Source organism: Sulfurimonas sp., assembly GCF_019429335.1.
Lineage (GTDB): Bacteria > Campylobacterota > Campylobacteria > Campylobacterales > Sulfurimonadaceae > Sulfurimonas.
Genome location: NZ_JAHYJB010000001.1, coordinates 62,478 through 80,889, shown reverse-complemented (window position 1 = coordinate 80,889; position 18,412 = coordinate 62,478). Strand labels below are relative to the sequence as shown.

Genomic DNA, 18,412 nt, shown 5'->3' with positions numbered 1-18,412 from the left:
TGAAGCTATTTAGAGGAATAAATATGACAATAAAAGAAAAAACCCAAATAATAATACAAGAGATGAACAACAAGCTCATTGAGAGAGAGCATATTGTACCTATGATTTTACTTACGCTCTACTCTCAGCAACACATGCTGCTTTTGGGACCTCCGGGTGTAGGTAAGACATATGCTATTGAGCTTATTAAGCATTTTGTGGAGGAAGTAAAATATTTTGAATATCTTATTACTCCCACAACAACAATAGAAGAGCTGTTTGGCACAAAAATCACAGAGTCTGACGGTAGTGTCACATATAATATTGAGCAGTCAATGCTTGATTCGCATATAGTTTTTAATGATGAGATTTTTAAAGGACCATCTCAACTTTTAAATTCTCAACTTGGCATTACTCATTCAAGTAGAAGTTTTTTTCAAAGAGGTAGAGGGAAATTAAGATCTCCTATGCTATCAATGTTTGCTGCTTCAAACGAATTGCCTGACAATGATGCTGTTGACGCATTTGACGATAGATTGCTTTTTAGATTTTGGGTTAATGAAATCTCTGATTCTGAAAATTTTAAACGCTTTGCGAAGAGAGAGTTTGATAGAACTCAAGATTTTTCAGCTTCTATGACAATAGAAGAGATTAAAGCCATAAGAGTAAATGCTTCTGAAGTCTTTATTCATGATGACTTTGTGGGACTTTACGCTTTAGTTAAAGAAAAATTGAAAGCTGAAAAGGTAAGAGTTTCTGACAGGAAACTACAAAGTTCCCTAGATATATTTCAGGTATCGGCGTATATTAATGGTAGAGATTATGTTGATTTATCTGATTTGTTTATCTTGCTTGATATCGCATGGAAGCATTACGACGATATCAGCAGAACCAAGAGAGTTATCTTTGATACCATTTTTGGAAATCCATCTGAAGTCGCAGAAGTTCTAAAAGCAAATCAAGATGCATATAAACATGTTGTATCAAAAATGCGTTCTCAGATATCTAATGTTTTGAATTATTCTTATAATTTTTATGGCAACAATGCAGATGAAGAGTTTCAAAAAAGCAGGCAAGCAATAGATGAAATCAAAATATCTATCTTAACAATTAGTCAAAACATCAAATCGCTTAAAGATAATTATCTTTTTGCCAAGAATATTGAAGGGCGAATAGAGCGCAATATTTTTTTACAGAACTACAAAGACCACATATATCATAGAGAAGACACTGTTGGAGAAAAAAAAGTTAGCAAAGACGAAATATTCGAGCTTGATTCTGACATTACATTGGTCTTAAGAAAATTAGAAAAATGGTTGAATGAAACGAACGAGCTTTATGATTACAACAACCAAAGAGCGTTGAAGGGAAATTGAAAAAAAAGAAAAAACCGCTTGGGCGAAAACCGTAAAAACTTTAAGTTTTTTGGTTTTTCTCTAGGTTGATGTGCTTGCTTTTTTCAAGCAAGAACAAAACTGTACTGTTGACAATTTAAAGCTTTGAATCATCTTGATGTCACAATTTGCTCATATTGCTTTTGGCTTAGATTTACTAAGCCCATGCCAAGAAGTGTTTCAATTTCACGTTTAGTAAGAGCGCGATTATTGCCCTCTACAAAGAAATAAAAATCATTTTCAATGATTGTATATTGAACTACTTTAACCATGACATCTTTCCTCTATTGCTTTATTGTTGTCAATAGCAAACATCGCACTATTTTCGTAGTAACAATCTGCTCTCAAAAAACCATCATTTTGCATCAAATCTTGATACTTCAAAAGATCGATTTTCGGAGATTTCAACTTGCTACTATGAGCTAGTGCGTTTTTTACATCTGTATTAATTGCTGCTTTCACAATCTACTCCTTGCCTAGTTAATCAACGCTAGCGCATTATCAATGCGTTCAGCGTGAGCTTTTTTGGTTTCAACAGTTTGCATTAATGCTCCAACTGATGCGTAAGCAAATACAGAAAGTACAATTACCGTGATTAGTGTTTTCATGGGGTATCCCTTTGTGTGGTTTAATATAGTCTGGTAGCCATCCAGACCATTTAGCTAAATGACTCCTTTGACTATATTAAGTGCCACACTTAGGAATACCAGCCACTCTTCTACATTATTGCAAATGCACCTATTTCGAGTGGTTAGTTATGAAATGCCCGCTAGGAGGGCATGGAGTAGTTAATTGCTTGCTAATATACAAGTAGATGTATCAAAATCAGCATCTATAAACTCATGCGGAAGTTCTTCTACCGTATATTTTTCTTTTTCTTCATCAAGAGTTTTTATTGTTACTCTTTTTCCAACAAACTTAATTATCGGATCTCCTTCTGAAAAATCAGCGTCTTTGTTTATTACAACACTATCGCCAACTCTGAAAAACATATTGTTTGCGGAGAGTCTTTGCTGTAGAACATCAGAGAGCTTCTGAAAAGAAGTAGTTTTATTTTCTTCTGCCACCTGCCAATCAGCAAGGTAGTCTTGAATATATTGCTCTACATCAATATCGTCCAATTCTCCGTTAACAGTCAACACTACGGCGTTAAGACTTCCGAGATAAAAAGAGCTTTCATTTGTGTGTTCATTGTAGCTAACACTCATAAGTCCAAGTGTATCGCCCACAAACTCTTCCCCTGTTCTTTTATTGATCCATTTTTTCATTGTTTTTTCCTTTGTTTAATTTGGTCTGCTTTTTCGGCAAACTATTTGCTGTCCTGCTCAACAAAGCTAATTGCTCCATCAACAGCCGTTTTTCCAACTACAAGCGTTCCTACGGCTAATGTCTTTGCCAAGGCTGCTGCCCCAAAAACAACATAAAGCGGTGATAAAACTACATGCTTTGCTACATTACCTGCGGTTGCTTCTGAGCTATTGCTTTCCGGAACTACAGAAACATCGGTATCTGCAAAACAACTTGTTCCAACTAACGATACTACGATTAGCACACTTATTGTTTTTTTCATTGTTTTTTCCTTTTGTTTTTAAAATAATGACAATTGAACACGAGCCTTTTTTTGCTGTTGAAAAAAAGGCTTCGTATTTGCTTGTATGTATTTTTGTGGATTTGTTAATATGTCAATATCAAATAATTCCACTCCTCCTGTTATTATCGATGGTTGCACTCCAGCTTTAATAGCGTTATCCTTATATCGATTTACTTGATGCGATTTAGATAAGCCCAATGCGGCTGCAACTCCTTCTTTGTTATAGATGTAATGATTCATACCATCTCCCTATTTTAATTCATTGATTTCAAAAACCCAATCTTTAAGGACTAGCCCTCTGTTTTTAAGATTTAAAATTCCCTCAACATCTCCCACAACAATAAAAAAGCTTTCTGCTCTTGTCATAGCGACATTAAGCAGTTTCGCGGTATCTGATGCTATGTCTCCATCGTAAGCAGGCGGGATGTAATCGCTTTTTTCAGATGGCGAAAAAGTTAAATCATAAATTATGATTTCAGCTTCTTTGCCTTGAAAAACGTGTACGGTGCCTGCTTGGATATCTGCATCTGGATACTCTTTTTTTAATGGGGATAGTGCCTCGTCTATAAGAGCGGCTTGTTTTTTATAAGGGGTTATTATCCCTATGCTTCTTCTGCCTCTCTCAAGAGCTTTGGTTACTTGCTCCACTACAATTTTCATGTTTCCATGGTTTATAAAGCTACCATTAGAATGGACCATCTTAGATGTGCTTTTTCTAATGTATAGGCTCTTTGTAGCGGAATCCTCTTTACCACTTTTCAGCATGCCCCCGTAAAAGAGTTTTGATGATAAAGACGTGATATGTGGATGGTTGCGAAAATTAATGTCAAGTAGAACAGTGTTTTTTACTGCATTCCCTTTAAACATTTCTTCAATACCATAGAATGAAAAAACGGATTGTTTTAAATCCCATGTTTTTGCTATGGGCTGAAGTTGTTTTGGATCTCCGACGAGAACAAATTTTGATTTTAGAGCCAATGCAACTGCTTTGTTTTGAGCATCATACAACGAAGAGTCATTTGCACATGCAAAATCAATCTGTCGGTCATTTAATGCCTGCGAAGCAGTTATAAGTAAGGGCAATATAGCCATAGAGACTTCATCTACTATAACTATATCAAAATTTCCTTGTTGAATTTTTTGATTTAAAGCAGCACCAAAAAGCGTTGCGCCAACTATTTTAGCTGTTGCAAAAACGTCATTCTTTTTTAGCTGCTCCCTTTTTTTCTTAAGCTCTTGAAGCTGTTTATCAATCATTTGAATAAGCTTGTTTAGCTCTCCAAATTCTTTCATTACAGTATCAACGCTTTTCTTTGTAGTGGAAGTTGTGCTTTCAGTCTCTAAAGCTTTTTGATCAAGAGTGAGAATCTCTTTTTCCACTTCTTTTTTTCTCAATTCTTCTGCCTTTTTTTCACTATCAAGCTCTGTAAGTTTTCTGCCCATAATGGCACTAGCAACGCTCCTTAACATTTCATTTCCCGTCAAAACCTTGATTCTGAAATCTAGGTCAGACAAGATGCTTTTCACACTTTTTAAAGTGTGTTTTTTAGCTTCAATGTCTCTTTTGATGTTGCTTAGCGCAGTATGGTTAGATTCTTGCTCTAACTCAAGAGATCTCAGTTTTGGTTGATAATCTCTTTTTTGTTTTAAGGCATCTTGTTTTGTCTCTTCTAGTATTTGAATCTCATCTTCAATAGGTTGAAGTTTTTTTAGTTTCAAATTTTCAGGCGAAAGTTGCTGAATATCCTTGTGGTCTGTCGTTATGGATACAACAACATCCCCAAGGATCAAATCAAGTGCTTCAAGATCTATTCTCTCAAACACATTTTCAACAGCTTTATTTGTAGGTGAAACCACAAGGACCCTGAGATTATTTTCAACAGTCTTTTCAAGAATTTTTGTGATTACCTTTGTTTTACCTGTTCCAGGGGGACCAACTATAAAAGATGGCTCATGGCAAAAGTTATCGTTTGAAATAACACCCTTAATCGCTTTCAAGATAGCATTCTCATCTTTTGAGAGGAAAGCGTTAATTTGCTCTTCTTCGCTATCCAACTCTATTCTTATCACTCCATCTTCATATTCCAATACAACCGCCTTATCTTTTATAGACGAGCTATTGAGAATATATTCGCCACTTTCTATTTTAAAAGGAAGTAATGACCTGTAAGAGCCGTCTTCTTTTTTTGTTAAAGTGAGATGAATTGGTTTTTTGGTTTTTTTAGGTGCAGAGATTTCCGCATCTATTTTTTTGATTATATCCATAAGATTCCTTGAATTGTTTTCTTTGCTTATGCTCACCGACCTTACCAGTATTAAAACTCTCGGTAGGTCTGTGATAGCCCATAACTCTAGTGTAGACGATACACTTTTGTCTTTTGTCTTGCAGCATAATTAGTGCTTCATTTTTAGACATTAAGCACCTTCCAAGTAACATGAGCACTATCACACGCATCGTTATGCTCTTCTGAATCGTAATAGCCATCATAATGCTCTGTTTCAGAGTCATATTCAACATTTATTTCTTTTGCAATTGCCATAACAATCTCCTTTATGAGAATAAAAAAGACATACCAATCCCTACAGGGATTTAACATGGTATGTCTTGCCCCTGTTTGGGATTAGCTTCTATGAAGCAACTAAACTATTGTGTTCATTACCAAGATAGCTACACAAAAAAATAATGTAATCTCAATTCTTTTCTTATAGTAATCTCTTGTAATACAGATAGCTTATAAAAGCTACTCCCAGTGGGAGTAATAAAAAAATTAAATCCATAATTGTCCTTTTATACCGCCCACACGCCACGTTCTACATTCGTAAAATGTAGTTGTAACTGTTGACGAATTTTTGCTTGCCAGTTTTGATTTTTAGCAATCAAATGAGATGCTACTTTTTCTACTTCGGCATATATCTCTTGTAAAGATGCTTTACCAAGCTTCATCATCGCTATGCGTATAACAGAGCGCCAAGTCTGCCCTACTTTCTTTTGAATTTGTGATGCTGTCTCAAAGCCTATAGCAAAGAGAGAAGCAGCTTTCTTTTTCCAAATTAGTAAGTACTCATGAGTTATGGGAACAAACGAACCACCGTAGCTTCTGCCATTGCTTTGGCAATTATGTTGCATTTTTATTGCAACGCTAATCAACTCGCTTTTTGGCATCATTAATTGGTAGTCTGCTTGAAAGCTCCAAAACTCACCTTTGCGTCTCATATCTCCAATGAGGGTAGCGTATAAACCACCGTCTCTTGTGGCTTCTCTTTGGTTTAAAAGCATTACTTGCGACATTTCTAAAAACTGCTCTTTAGTAAGAGTCGGATTTGAAGTATCAGTTTGTAAGATTTTATTTCCCCATTGAGAGCCACTATACTGAATCATATCTGCATAAGGAGGGTGTGTGAACACCATTTCGACAGGACGGCTTAATTTATTGGTAATACTGTCTTTTGTAAAGTCGTTTTGAATTGTGGGAACCATCCCATGCAAGTCAAGACCTGTATAGATAATTCCTAATTCTTTTGCGACATCTCTACTTGTACCGGAACCCTCGTTTGCATCTACAAAGTAGAAATTTTGAGGAGTTGACTTAGTATTTTCGATTCCAAAAAGCATAACATCACGCATAAAGTTTGCGCCTGCATTACCTCTGTAACTGCTTTTACCGCCATTGCCACGCTCAGAGTGTGATACCACTGAGCTTTTTGAGAAATTAGATGTTTGCATTTTTATCTCCTTATATTATTTTTGTATAAAGAAAGACAATATCTATTGATGCCTCTCTTTTTATTATTTGATACCTAGTCTCTTCCGTACCATTGTCATAGTCGCAGCCATTATAAATCTTTGTAGGCTTTGTGTAGACAATTGATAAAGTATTTTTGAAGAGTTTCCAAGCACTGTTATATGTCCTATATCCGTATTTGGTTTTTCTAAATTTAGGAACAACTCCCTTTTTATTTAGAAAAAAACCAAATATTTTATTTAATTGGTTTTCATCAAACATAACCACTCCTTATGCAGCATCTTCTATTACTTCTTCCTCTTTTGTGTCAGCCATTATAATGGGCATAACCACTTCTCTATATGATGGACTAGCGATCAGCATAACAGGCAGATTTGCACCGTTAAAGCCAATTTGTACATTATCGTCATCAAAAGAGCCGAGGAAGTCAAGAATTGATTTAGCGTTCACCGCAAACATAATGTCCGCATTTTCATCACTAAAAGCATCTTCAACTTTTGTAGCGCCCTCAAAATCTTCTAAAAGAATCGTTGAGTCTTTTATTGTGATCTTGATTTGCTGATCGAAGAGTGAAGCTTCTTTGACAAGCTCTGAGAGTTTCTCTCTTCCCATTGTTATGGTTTGAGAAAAACTTTGTGGCATTATTCTTTGCCACTCTGGAAATTTGCCATTGATTAGTCTTGTTTGGAATGAAACATTTGCTGTATATACAGTAAGTATTGAATCGTCAATCTCCGCTGAAACATCAAAGCCCGCAAACAACTTTACGATGTTGCTAATTGCGCTTTTTGGAACAATAATGCTAGTGTTCTCAATATCTGTTTCAGACGTTATTGCCGCCAATCTTCTAGTGTCTGTACCAACGATATTAAACACACCGTTATTTACTTGCACCAGAACACCGTTTAGCTCAAACTTTGGATTATTTGTATCTACAGAGTGTAAAATCTGCTCAAATTGACCTATTTTGCTACCAAGATTAAAACTGCTTCCGTTCCCGGTAGCTATTTCAATGTTTTGGGTATTGGCTAATGTTTCAATTTTGATTTTACTTCTGCCGCTTTTAACAATAATATGTTCAGCGTGTAGTTCAATCATTGCTTCATCGGTCTTAGCCGCTCTTAACGTAGTTAGAAGCTTTTTGCCATCTATTGACATAGGAGCAAAATCAGCATCCGTTAGATCAGAAGAAACAAAGTCTATCTCCTTAAAGATAATTGCTCTTTCGTAATCAGAAGATTTAACTTCTAGCTTTCCGCTATTTCCAACTAGAACCAACTTACCAACAAAGTCGCCATTTGCTGGCATAAAATTGTTAGCTACTGCAACTGCGTTTAATAATCCGTTTGTGTTTACTGTAATTGTTTTCATCTGTTTTTCCTTTGATTATCCAATTAACCAAAACCACTATTTACCTGTTTAAAAGTGAGCCTACATTATTTCGGTCTCAGCATTATTAAATCGTTATGCTTTTACTTTTGAGGTGTTTGTGGAGGTGTTAAGAGGAAGTTTGATTTTTTTGATTAAGCTATATTAGAGTGTTCTCTAAAATAACTCTTTTATTTTTGGTATAATTCTTCAAAAACACTTAGGTTATTGATGAACTATAATCACTTTGCTTTGTTCGTTATTGCTTTTTGCTTCTTACTTCTTATTGGCTTTCAAGCCTATGGGCATATTCTAGTAGCAATCCTTTTAATAGGCTTCTACTCTATCGTTGTCCGAAGTGGAAAATTTCCAAAGCTTTATACTTTTATTGACGATGCGTTTTAAGACACTATAAGTATCAAATAGATCATCAATCCCGCAAAAACCACGCCTAGAGTTCTAAAGAATATCGTTTTTGATATATCTTTATTTTCCGACTTCATATAAATCCAACTAGCAATCAATACATAAAGTATCGGTGTTGCAAGCGAATATACACTTTGGCTTATGTGTGCAATCACAAACATAAATACAACTGGTATAACTGTTGCATGGATAAATCCTTTTAGCATAGCAATTAATATCAGTTTTTTAGTTTCTTTTTTTGTTGTCATAATTATCTCCTCAGATAATCTAAGAGAGAATACCTCCCATAAGGGAAGTGATTCCCTCATGGGTAAGCTCTTATGAGTAACTTGTTATTTATTAATTCTACACCAAGCTATCTGCAAGTTTTTCAAATTGCTTAATGTCGTGTATGCCACTTTTAATGACCTCAATGCGTACAAAAACTTCATAAGATTTGCTCTTGTTGTCATGGATGACCTTTGTTAGCCTCGCCTGTTGACTTTTGTTTGCAACCGCAACGCTGAACACTCTTCCGTTTTTTGTTTCAAGCTCATATATTTGCATCTCTTCTCCTTATGCTGCCATAAAATCAAACAGTGAAGTTTGTTTTATGGTTTCTTTCTTAAACACCCTAAAGGCTTCTCCATATATCTCATCGCCTTGTAAATTGAATACTTCGACATATCCATAATCGTCAAGCGTTGACTCATCCATAGCTCTGTTTAGAGTAATTCTTAGATCTCTGTTTTGTCTGACTACGATAGAGCCTTTGCTACATAGATCATAACTACTACTAAAGCCATCAATAGAGTAGCCACTTCCTCCGCCGTTGCTTTTATCAATATCTTTTTTCTTCAAAAAAGAAAAAATATCAGATTTGAACTGCTTCCAATCTTTAAAAGTATTGATTTTTGCTTCATAGTCATATTCATCTTTGGCATACCAAAGTATGGAACTAAAAAAGTGGCGAAGGTTTTGTTTAAGAACATGTTCATCACTCACAACGTCTTTATATGAAATGTTGAAATGATTTCTTAGCCAATCTATAAACTCTAAATCATAAAGTTCATAGGACGGTAAATCTTTCTCGCCACTCCAAGAGGAGCCTTGAATTTTTTTACCGTCAAACCAATAGCGATAGCGTGTTTGCTCTTCAAAAATCCAATGAGAGCAAGATAAATCTGTACTCACATGAAAATAGCTTGTATATGGCACAAGATATAGTCTAATTAAAGATTTAACTCTATTTATCAGCTCTATATTGCTTAATGCGCCATCACAAGTCATATAACCATATTCATCATCCCACCAAAAATCATCAAATCTTCCATGACCTTCATCAGTAGTAGTTCCTTTAATAATTGCATCTTTTACAAGCTCAATCATCTCTTTATTTGATTTTGGTAGTTGTTTCCTCCAACTATCAACAACCCAAGGCTCTTTATAGCTATACCAAGCGATAGTAAAGTCGCATAATTCAAAAAAGCTATATTGCTTCATCAAATTTCTTCTCCTTACATTGTAGCAATCCTTGAAATATTTATTCCAATTGCCGCTCTCTCCGCTTGGCATCTCCGGTTCTTTCTCAAACTCTTCTTCTGAATCATCCTCAAACAATGACAACTGTTTGCCTTTATCGGATTTTTCAAAATTTTTGAGTATTTCTACCCAATCGCAGATACTTCCGCACACTCCTTTGAGATAGTCATTGTCTGACCAAGAAGAACCATATCCGCTACTCTTTGAAGCATAGGGTATTTTTACTTCTAGCCACACAATCCAATCGTAATTAGATCTGTTTGCTTTATCTCTAAGCGTTAAGAGTCTATACTCTTGCATATTCTCTAACACTACTTCATCAAATTTTGACTTTAATATATCAAGCTCTTTTATTGACGAAGATATTTCTTTTTTAATTGTGCAACAGCTCATCTTTCGCCTCCGAAAGTCTCATACCAGATGCTCTCCAGCATTGTTTTTAGCTTTTCTGGCTCATATGCTTCTAGCACATATTTTTGAGATATTGGATGAATGTCTTGCTCTAAAGCGAACAACTCCCAATATTCTCTATTTGGCATAAGCCATAATGCTTCTGAAACCATTATGCTTCTGTCAAGATGTTTGATTTCATCGCTCTCCGCAGGATTAACTCCAAACGCTTCTGCGATAATTTTTAAAGCTCTTTTCTCTGCATCTTTATAGTCCGGAAGCATAGCTTTTAAAGGAGATGGCAGATCCACACCTGAGTAGGACTCAAATGCTTCATGGATGAGCCATTGCTTCTTTAAAAGAATGTCTGCCCCTATGTCATTAAGATATCTCCACCCGCCAATCAAATGACTGGCAACAGGATAAGCATAACTTGTTTGCCCCAGAAATCTATTGATTCTAATTGAACCTCTTATTATTACTTCTTTATCAACATCTTCTTTTTGAAGATTGAAGATGTCAGTAATTTTTCCATCATACATCATCAGCTTAGCCATTTTTAGCCTCCTTATTCCTGCTACCAACCCACCCTGTAATAAGATGGATGGTGTTGTTATCATCTACTGAATAAACAATTGTCGAAGTGCCGATACACCACTCATTTGGTTCATTTCTCCTGATAGAATCAAGATTTTTAGAAACAAACTCATAAATAGCGGGTATTGCACTTAACTCAAAAGCTCTCTTTAGACCTTGAACGAAAAAATGTTCTTTTGGTCTAATTTTTAATGGGTTGTTATTCATTTTATTCCTTCTCTTATTATTAAAATTGGTTGTAGTACAAAAAATAAAATTTGCTGCCACCAATTTAGTCTTTTCAATTTTTTATAGTTCGTAATTAATACAGCTATCGCCATTACAAAGGCAACTGCTATGTATACCACTACTAACCAACTAATCATTTCCATCATCATTCTGCATCCTCTTCTTTCTGCCAACAAGTAACCAATTCAAAACCATTTAAGCCTAACTTTTGCCCAACAACCGTAATCCCATAAGCCGGATGTGTGTATCTTATTTTAGATCCACATTCTGCTTGTAGAAATGCCTTTTCAATCGTTCTTTCAAGGCGAGGTAAATCCTCATCTTGAAATCTTTGTAAAAGCCTTTCTTGGAAGTGTTGTGTCGCCATAAAGCGTGGGTTTGTTTTGATTTTAGTTTTAAGGTTATTTGTAGCGGTAGTAAGGATGTCTTTTATTTTATTTAACATACTGTCCTCCAGTTAATAAGCAAGGAACAGTATTCTCCTATACAGGGAAATATGTTCCCTGCTAGGGTGTTTTATTTAAGCATATTTTACAAACTGCCCATGAGTTAAACTTAACCCATATACAACCGTTTTGTAATGATCGACAAGTTTTACTTTGTCAACTATTCCATCGTCGTTTGTCTGAGCACTTTGCGTCTTTTCTTTTGTCGAAGTACCTTTTAAAATTACTTCAGTGCCGTCAGCTAAGGTAAGCTTTTTATTTAGAGCGCCTGATGCGATAAGTATCGCCGCCTGCCCTTCGTTTGGATGTTCTATCGAAGAATTAATCATGCTTGCTTGTCTTAACTCATCAAAGAAAACTTTTTTGAGTTTTGATTTTGCAAGATGCTCTTCAACTTTCCATCTTGGAAGTTCGATCTCCTTAAACAGCTGAGGCTCTGCGCCTGTTTTGATAGAGATTTTTTCAAAATCAATATCATCATTTATGTTTAAAGGATTCTCAAAGAGAGAATAGAACTTCTCCAAACTAGCTCTAAAATTAGGTAGTTGCTGATGCAATACCATAAAAAACTGCCCGTAGTTTTTATAATCCTCATTTTCGGGATCATAAAAAGAAACTACAGGTCTGTACCCTTGCAGTCTAAGCTTTTCTGTCATCTTGTCATCTGCGCTCGATGGATTGATTACAAGAATCAAAGCCCCGCCAATCGAAGTTGTCAATCCCCATCTTTCGATAAAGTCCAACTCTAATCTAGTACCAGATGCACTAACATCATACGGAGGGTTTAAAAAATTCAGACCTACCCAATGATTGCTTTTTCTAACACCACTTAAAGCATCAGCGTTTAGCACCTTGTTAATATGTTTCGCCACTGCAACTTTAGCTCTGTTATCATCCAATTCAACTGCAAAAGTTTTGCAGTTGTAAGTACTTCCGATAAAATCTATCGCCTCACCTTCTCCTGCACAACAATCTAAAGCATAGACAACTTTATCTTCTGGAAAAGATATTGTTTTATCTATAACTTTTTGGATTGTTTTTGTGGAAGTGGGGTAATATCCCATTTTAGTTTCACATGCTAATCTTGCCATTTTAAGCTCCTATCGGACATTTGTAATCCGTATTGTTTACTGGTTGGCTAAGTTTAGCAACTGTTAATAACTCTATATAAGTCATGATAGACTCCTTTTTTATTTTTTATTAATAAATTACAAACTCTTCATCTTCATCAAAATAGACTTCAAAAGAGACCTTTTCAGAAACTTTTGAGACAGCAAATAAAACACAATCACATGTTTCATATACGCTCTAATTTCCACAGTCTCCTATATAATACCAGTGTGAAGTTTTTAGTTTTTTGTAACTTTTATATCTTGTTTTTCAGTCATAGCTCAATCCTTGTTTTGTATTAAGCTACAAAGTCAAATAGAGTTGGTTGCTCTTTTTGCGTTATTGGCTTTGATTGTGTTTTAACACTCTCTTTTACCAATGCAACTTCCGGCACTTTCTCTTTTGACTCTAGCTCTAATTTTTGAGTTTTGATTTTTTCTTGTTCTTCTCTTAGCTCTTGTACCTTTTGACCTGCATTGAATTTATCCCAAGCCTTAATAGCTTTTTTGATCTCTTCTCTCCAGATTTCCATATACTCACTAAAAGCATCTTTTATTGCATCATCTAAGTCTCTGTAGTCACCATAATTCATGTTTCCACAAATCTGGTTGTGAAACGCACCTAAGCTGTACCTGCTTCCGTTTAACTCTTCATAGATCGCATAAAACTGCTCTCCGTGAGATAATGTAGATTTGCTATTCAGATTTCCACCGCACTCGTGCATAGGATTTGTATAGCCATTTACATTAAAATGAAAGTTTGCGGCAGTTTCAAAATACTCTCCATAGAACCCATGAATGTTGTTGTGGGCAATAAAGCCACAATGACAATGGAAATGTTCGTATAGATTTTTCTTAAAGAGAGTGCGTTTAAAATGGTTGTTTAGAAGTTTTACAAAGTTAATGTAAATCTTTTTTTTCTCTAAATCAGTCATAAATTCAACTGATTCAAAACTTAGCGATTTCGCTTTGATGTTGAAGTTCTTTGGCTTCAAAAAGTTTCTTGAATTCATAATAAGTTCCTCCTAACGAAACTAAAAATTTTAGGCATAGGAGTCCATACGGAGTCCTATGCTAGTGCATAAACTCCGCATGGAGTTAAACTTATGTTATAATCCAGATAAAAAAGGATTTTAAATGGAAACCATTGTAATCACTCTCTTATCATCTGTTTTTTTATTGGCAGTTGTGCTCTATCAGGCAAATAGCATTAAGGCTTAATTGTAAAAATAACCTTGCGCCAAGCTGATAGCCAATAGTGTTAATGACACTAAAACGACATTTGCTCCAATTTCCATTACTTTTTCTCCTTCTTCTTTTCTCTTATCATAATTGATAGTTCTTCTATGACAACTCCAAGTATCATCATAAATGCGCCAAGTATAAAAACATTGTCACTTATAACACTCCAAGTTGGGTTTGTGTAAACAGCAGCACCAGAAACTGAAATACCTAATCCCCAAGTAAGTTTTCCAATCAGTTCAGAAACTCTGAGACTAAAAGGATGTTTGAGAATAAATACTGCAAATTTTCTAGTTGTACCGCTTAGCACCAGAAAGATACTCGTGATTATAATAAACTAAGAAGCAGGATCTATTGTAAAATAAATTTTAAAAATGAAATTTATCATAACGGTCCTCCCAGACTAAAAATTAGGCATAGGAGTCCATACGGAGTCCTAGCCACACATATTAAATATGCGGTTGAACTCCTAGTGGAGTTTACTTATTTATTGTTTTTCCATGCGAAGTAGTCGGCTATATCAAATTTCTTGTGCAATTTAAAACCATCCTGCTTTGATTTCTGCTCCCATCTTAAGACGGTTACAGATTTAGCAATAGGCTTTAGTTGCTCAAGAATGTTTTGATTAAACTCGATACCTGCTTTGTCGTAATCTCCTGCTATTATGATTTTTAAACCACTAAATAGACGGAGATATTCATTTTTTATTCTTTTGGAAGCGCCTGCACCGCCTATACAAATAGCTCTTAAGCCGTTGGCATTTGCAATAAGTGCGTCTTTCTCGCCCTCTGTTATTAAAACCGGAATATCAGGAGTTTTTGCAAACTCTATCGAGTCCAATATCGCAAAAGGAGGACGAGGTCTATTTTTTGTGTAGAGGACTTTACGATGTTTAATCACCTTTCCATCTTCTTTAACAAAATCAGCACCGTTTTTCTTATACTTCCAAAATGTTCGTATTTTGCCGTCAATATCTCTAATTGGCATGATTAATCGACCAGACTTTTTGTTAAAGCCTATGTCGTATTTTTTTGCCACTTCGAGAATTTTTTGCCACTCTACCGCTAAAAGTTTTCTACCATCATAATCTCCTAGAAATAGTTGCTTTAACTCCGCAAGATAAACTTGACGATTATTTTGTGCATCTATTCTATGGGGGATCATAAAATCATCGGGTAAAGGTCTTTTGTCAACTTCTCCATTTGATGAATCAAACTTTGTGAAATCAATTTGAACCTCTATCCCTAATAATCTATTGGCTTCATCTTTTGCAGCTTTAAAATCCATATTGTGATACTCTTGAAGAACATCAATAAGATCGCCGTGAAATCCACTTCCAAAGTCGTGAACTCTTCCATCTGTATTTATTTTGGCAGACGGTGTTTGTTCATCCCTTAGCTTGAATTGCCAGGATCTATTGATTTCATAACCAAGAGAAATTAAAGCCGAAGCCATCTGTTCTCTCATGATACTCTCCTCATTTTTCGATTGCCACAAACAAAAGCGTTTAGACCGCACTCCATTTTATAGCTTTGGCTATTTTTCTTTTCACTCACCAAAGGAGCAGAAGTAACCTTTGTTAAATCGCAACCAATTTGTTTATTAGATGCTTTTTTTACAATTTTTAGCATAGTGCCTCCTTTAGTTTTGAAATGCTTCTGTAAAGAGCCAGTTGATTTCATCAATTGCCACTTCGTTCAAGAGCTCGTTTAGTTCTTCATAGTCGGAGTTCATGTAATCATACATTTGAGCCTCCTGTGAACATATACGCAACAACAAGTAATCCAAAAACAAAAAGGTATCTCAAATGCTCGAAATACATTCTGCTTTTTTCCTCTACGAAAGCGTCATCGCTGAAGCTTCTATGGAGGTTTATTGCCGTTGCCAACAATGTGTAGGTAAGTCCTATGATAATAGGATCTGCGCTAACTAGATATGAGAGCATAGCCATAAGTACAGGAGCCACTACTGCATGAAAAAATGCAGTCGCCTCCGCTTTGTCATATTCCACAGAACTGATGTTTAATAATTTCTCTTTTTTCATAATAATAAGTCCTCCCAGACTAAAAATTAGGCATAGGAGTCCATACGGAGTCCTATGCTAGCGCATAAACTCCGTATGGAGTTAAACTATTATTTTGCTACTTGTTCAATCGCCATCTCAATAGCATCTTCGGGAGCACCTTCACAAAGCCCGCCGTCATATTCGACTGCATCTTCGCCCTCAGATTCAAACTCTTCAGTATCAAAAAGGTTATACATATAATTCATATAATCCTCTCCTCTGATGTTTTCGTCTCCTTGGTCCGTTTCCCAAATAGAGATAGTTGTACCGTTGTGCTTAAACACAATCTCTCCTTGCTCATCGAGCTGTTTTTCCAACATTTCTAAATCAAGCACCTGAAACCTCCTCAAAATACAAAGCCTCAATCTTGCATCCATCATCTGTAAAAAACAGATGTTGTTTTGGTGTTTTTACACACAACAAAGTTTTGCTGTTAAGAGTGCCCCAACCAACTTTTTCAACATTTGGTATCTGCATAGAGTTTATAATCTCTTGAATCGCATAACCTTGTGAAAAAGGTAGATCAGAGAAAGGAGGTGTTCTCCATTCGTCTATTGACTTTTCTAAATAAAACAAAGATGGCTCTTTGGTCAAAGTAATATCACCAAGAGTGCAAGAAATGCAAATTTTTTCTCCTATTTCGATGTATCCCATCTCATTATTAAGATAATCTTGCGCATGTTCTTTGTCATAAAACTCTTGAGTTGTTACTACCGTAGTCATGCTGCCTCCTTAGCTAATTCTTCTAGTCTGCCGATAGTTTTGCCTTTGATATACATATCATCAAAGTACAAATCCATTTCAGCACCAACCGAAATAACATCTTCTATATTTATGTAACCCCATTCACTACACCATTCGTCAGCTTCATTTTTAACATATCCGAAAGCTTGTGGATGCAAACCTGTAAACTCATCATCCTCACTACCCTTATCCGCCTCAACAACGTACCAAGTCATTCCGCTTGTGAATAACTTTAATCCAATAGGCTTGATTGCCGTATCTTCTGTTTCTTTTGTCTTTGGCATTTTTGAGAGGGTTTCATAAATCAACTCTACTTGCTTTTCAGAAAGTATCGGAGATTTAGGAAGAGGAGCTTTTTGTTTCATTGGTTCTGCATTTGGGTCAATCAATCCGTTTGTTTTACATACCTCCAAGATAACCTCTTGCAAATCATGATACTCATCTTCTAGGATAGACAAATCAATCTTAACAGCCTCGATATTGAATGTTGTAAGCTCGATTAGTTTTTCTTTGTTTTGAAGAGAAACAAAAATTTGAGAGGTTAGTTCTTTCGGGTATGGCAACGGTTGACTCTTTTCCATCCATGTAGAAAAAGAAACCATTATCTCATCTTTATCTCTACCTATAAGAACACTAAAATTTGTATCTTGTATTGACGGAGAGTGATAAAGTATTGCATGAGCAACACCATCTTCAAGAGAGACTATTTTTCTTCTGTTTCCGGCTTTGTTAATGGAAAAATATCCAAAACTTGCATCAACCGTGTGGTTGTTCATTTGCATACGACCTTGCATCAAAACAGAGGTAACAGATTTAACCATTGACTCCTGACCTACACATTCTACATAAAGCAAAGTGCCATTGTCTAATATATAGGCTTCCATGTCTGCAACTGCGCCGTTGTATCTAATCTTAGGTACATGTTTTTTGAAGTCTTGTATCTCTTCTATATCTTCAATAGGTATAGTGTTATACACTATTTGAATACAGAGACCTTTCCAACTATCTTTAACGGTGTACCATACTCCCTCTACTTTTATCTCGTCCTTCTCTTCGACAATCGACATATCAAACGTCTCCGCCTCCGGTTGAGATAATAGAGAATAGTATTTATTATATAGTTCGATCACATGCTCTTTTGAACTTGTTTTGCCGCTTAGAAGCTTGCCGTCTTGAGTAATGCGCTTCATTTGCTCGATAGAGAAATAATGCCCATCTTCACTAAAAGCGCAAGAGTGAGCGTAATACTTCATTTCAAATCGCTTGTTCAGCTCCTCGAAAATCTGCGTCCACATCTCAAGCAGTTTTTCTTCATCATAACCTGCTTCATCTGCTTTGAAAGAGATGCCGCCAGAGGTTTTTAAATCTCCAGTTCCGAATTTTTGCGCTTCAAAATCCAAAAGATCAGGTCTGTTTTCTTTTACCCATTCAAGATGTTTTCCATCTACAACAAATATGCCCTGCTCATCCAATTCAGATAACTTTTTTTGAATAACATTTGTTTCCAAATAATCATTAACCTCGTCTGGATTAGAAGTTGTTTTAAAATATAAATAAGCACCCATAGTT

The 18,412-nt window shown here is 35.7% G+C and carries 29 protein-coding genes; 1 reads left to right on the top strand and 28 read right to left on the bottom strand.

The window, feature by feature from the left end; genetic code table 11:
* Positions 1–23 precede the first annotated feature (23 nt).
* The gene (locus K0A91_RS00450) at positions 24–1,355 is read left to right on the top strand and encodes an AAA family ATPase (protein WP_295007045.1); all 1,332 of its coding nucleotides are present in this window, start codon (positions 24–26) and stop codon (positions 1,353–1,355) included.
* Positions 1,356–1,483: 128 nt separating this feature from the next.
* Here the strand turns inward: K0A91_RS00450 and K0A91_RS00445 are convergent, their stop codons facing one another.
* The 28 genes from K0A91_RS00445 to K0A91_RS00310 form a co-directional block, all read right to left on the bottom strand.
* A complete protein-coding gene (locus K0A91_RS00445; protein WP_295007043.1) occupies positions 1,484–1,645 on the bottom strand; it encodes a hypothetical protein in 162 nt (53 codons plus the stop codon).
* A complete protein-coding gene (locus K0A91_RS00440) occupies positions 1,638–1,835 on the bottom strand; it encodes a hypothetical protein (protein WP_295007042.1) in 198 nt (65 codons plus the stop codon). The genes K0A91_RS00445 and K0A91_RS00440 overlap by 8 nt, the downstream gene beginning before the upstream one ends.
* 14 nt (positions 1,836–1,849) lie before the next feature.
* Positions 1,850–1,981, bottom strand: a complete 132-nt coding sequence (locus K0A91_RS00435) for a hypothetical protein (protein ID WP_295007040.1) — start codon at positions 1,979–1,981, stop codon at positions 1,850–1,852.
* A gap of 180 nt (positions 1,982–2,161) precedes the next feature.
* Positions 2,162–2,641: a hypothetical protein gene (locus K0A91_RS00430; protein ID WP_295007038.1), complete on the bottom strand. Its 480-nt coding sequence runs from the start codon at positions 2,639–2,641 to the stop codon at positions 2,162–2,164.
* 41 nt (positions 2,642–2,682) lie between these two features.
* A complete protein-coding gene (locus tag K0A91_RS00425) occupies positions 2,683–2,943 on the bottom strand; it encodes a hypothetical protein (protein ID WP_295007035.1) in 261 nt (86 codons plus the stop codon).
* A gap of 18 nt (positions 2,944–2,961) precedes the next feature.
* Entirely contained in the window at positions 2,962–3,204 is a 243-nt protein-coding gene (locus K0A91_RS00420; protein ID WP_295007034.1) for a hypothetical protein, read from the bottom strand.
* 9 nt (positions 3,205–3,213) lie between these two features.
* The gene (locus tag K0A91_RS00415) at positions 3,214–5,229 is read right to left on the bottom strand and encodes an AAA domain-containing protein (protein WP_295007032.1); all 2,016 of its coding nucleotides are present in this window, start codon (positions 5,227–5,229) and stop codon (positions 3,214–3,216) included.
* A complete protein-coding gene (nrdD, locus tag K0A91_RS00410) occupies positions 5,186–5,380 on the bottom strand; it encodes an anaerobic ribonucleoside-triphosphate reductase (protein ID WP_295007030.1) in 195 nt (64 codons plus the stop codon). The genes K0A91_RS00415 and nrdD overlap by 44 nt, the downstream gene beginning before the upstream one ends.
* Positions 5,373–5,504, bottom strand: coding sequence for a hypothetical protein (locus tag K0A91_RS00405; protein WP_295007028.1), 132 nt, complete (start codon positions 5,502–5,504; stop codon positions 5,373–5,375). The genes nrdD and K0A91_RS00405 overlap by 8 nt, the downstream gene beginning before the upstream one ends.
* A 248-nt stretch (positions 5,505–5,752) precedes the next feature.
* Positions 5,753–6,688, bottom strand: coding sequence for a hypothetical protein (locus K0A91_RS00400; RefSeq protein WP_295007026.1), 936 nt, complete (start codon positions 6,686–6,688; stop codon positions 5,753–5,755).
* A gap of 10 nt (positions 6,689–6,698) precedes the next feature.
* Positions 6,699–6,968, bottom strand: coding sequence for a hypothetical protein (locus K0A91_RS00395; protein WP_295007024.1), 270 nt, complete (start codon positions 6,966–6,968; stop codon positions 6,699–6,701).
* Positions 6,969–6,977: 9 nt separating this feature from the next.
* Positions 6,978–8,078 carry a hypothetical protein gene (locus K0A91_RS00390; protein WP_295007022.1) on the bottom strand — a complete coding sequence of 367 codons (1,101 nt, stop codon included), beginning with the start codon at positions 8,076–8,078 and terminating at the stop codon, positions 6,978–6,980.
* A gap of 398 nt (positions 8,079–8,476) precedes the next feature.
* On the bottom strand, positions 8,477–8,749 hold the full coding sequence (locus tag K0A91_RS00385) for a hypothetical protein (RefSeq protein WP_295007020.1): 273 nt from the start codon (positions 8,747–8,749) through the stop codon (positions 8,477–8,479).
* 97 nt (positions 8,750–8,846) lie between these two features.
* Positions 8,847–9,047 (bottom strand): hypothetical protein, encoded by a 201-nt coding sequence (locus K0A91_RS00380; RefSeq protein ID WP_295007018.1) that lies wholly within the window; start codon positions 9,045–9,047, stop codon positions 8,847–8,849.
* Between the two features lie 9 nt (positions 9,048–9,056).
* The gene (locus K0A91_RS00375; RefSeq protein ID WP_295007016.1) at positions 9,057–10,415 is read right to left on the bottom strand and encodes a hypothetical protein; all 1,359 of its coding nucleotides are present in this window, start codon (positions 10,413–10,415) and stop codon (positions 9,057–9,059) included.
* Positions 10,412–10,969, bottom strand: coding sequence for a hypothetical protein (locus K0A91_RS00370; RefSeq protein ID WP_295007015.1), 558 nt, complete (start codon positions 10,967–10,969; stop codon positions 10,412–10,414). The genes K0A91_RS00375 and K0A91_RS00370 overlap by 4 nt, the downstream gene beginning before the upstream one ends.
* Positions 10,962–11,216 carry a hypothetical protein gene (locus K0A91_RS00365; protein ID WP_295007013.1) on the bottom strand — a complete coding sequence of 85 codons (255 nt, stop codon included), beginning with the start codon at positions 11,214–11,216 and terminating at the stop codon, positions 10,962–10,964. The genes K0A91_RS00370 and K0A91_RS00365 overlap by 8 nt, the downstream gene beginning before the upstream one ends.
* A complete protein-coding gene (locus tag K0A91_RS00360; RefSeq protein WP_295007011.1) occupies positions 11,213–11,386 on the bottom strand; it encodes a hypothetical protein in 174 nt (57 codons plus the stop codon). The genes K0A91_RS00365 and K0A91_RS00360 overlap by 4 nt, the downstream gene beginning before the upstream one ends.
* Positions 11,383–11,682: a hypothetical protein gene (locus K0A91_RS00355; RefSeq protein ID WP_295007009.1), complete on the bottom strand. Its 300-nt coding sequence runs from the start codon at positions 11,680–11,682 to the stop codon at positions 11,383–11,385. The genes K0A91_RS00360 and K0A91_RS00355 overlap by 4 nt, the downstream gene beginning before the upstream one ends.
* A 75-nt stretch (positions 11,683–11,757) precedes the next feature.
* Positions 11,758–12,774: a DUF6094 domain-containing protein gene (locus K0A91_RS00350; protein ID WP_295007007.1), complete on the bottom strand. Its 1,017-nt coding sequence runs from the start codon at positions 12,772–12,774 to the stop codon at positions 11,758–11,760.
* A 317-nt stretch (positions 12,775–13,091) separates the two neighbouring features.
* Complete coding sequence (locus K0A91_RS00345; RefSeq protein ID WP_295007005.1) at positions 13,092–13,805, bottom strand: hypothetical protein; 714 nt, start codon at positions 13,803–13,805, stop codon at positions 13,092–13,094.
* Between the two features lie 284 nt (positions 13,806–14,089).
* The gene (locus tag K0A91_RS00340) at positions 14,090–14,344 is read right to left on the bottom strand and encodes a hypothetical protein (RefSeq protein ID WP_295007003.1); all 255 of its coding nucleotides are present in this window, start codon (positions 14,342–14,344) and stop codon (positions 14,090–14,092) included.
* A gap of 173 nt (positions 14,345–14,517) precedes the next feature.
* Positions 14,518–15,501: a toprim domain-containing protein gene (locus K0A91_RS00335; protein WP_295007001.1), complete on the bottom strand. Its 984-nt coding sequence runs from the start codon at positions 15,499–15,501 to the stop codon at positions 14,518–14,520.
* On the bottom strand, positions 15,498–15,665 hold the full coding sequence (locus K0A91_RS00330) for a hypothetical protein (protein WP_295007000.1): 168 nt from the start codon (positions 15,663–15,665) through the stop codon (positions 15,498–15,500). Before K0A91_RS00330 ends, K0A91_RS00335 begins: the two co-directional genes overlap by 4 nt.
* A gap of 107 nt (positions 15,666–15,772) precedes the next feature.
* The gene (locus tag K0A91_RS00325) at positions 15,773–16,078 is read right to left on the bottom strand and encodes a hypothetical protein (RefSeq protein WP_295006998.1); all 306 of its coding nucleotides are present in this window, start codon (positions 16,076–16,078) and stop codon (positions 15,773–15,775) included.
* Positions 16,079–16,167: 89 nt separating this feature from the next.
* On the bottom strand, positions 16,168–16,434 hold the full coding sequence (locus K0A91_RS00320) for a hypothetical protein (RefSeq protein WP_295006996.1): 267 nt from the start codon (positions 16,432–16,434) through the stop codon (positions 16,168–16,170).
* Entirely contained in the window at positions 16,427–16,822 is a 396-nt protein-coding gene (locus K0A91_RS00315; protein ID WP_295006994.1) for a hypothetical protein, read from the bottom strand. Before K0A91_RS00315 ends, K0A91_RS00320 begins: the two co-directional genes overlap by 8 nt.
* Positions 16,819–18,408: a hypothetical protein gene (locus tag K0A91_RS00310; RefSeq protein ID WP_295006992.1), complete on the bottom strand. Its 1,590-nt coding sequence runs from the start codon at positions 18,406–18,408 to the stop codon at positions 16,819–16,821. Before K0A91_RS00310 ends, K0A91_RS00315 begins: the two co-directional genes overlap by 4 nt.
* Positions 18,409–18,412: the final 4 nt, after the last annotated feature.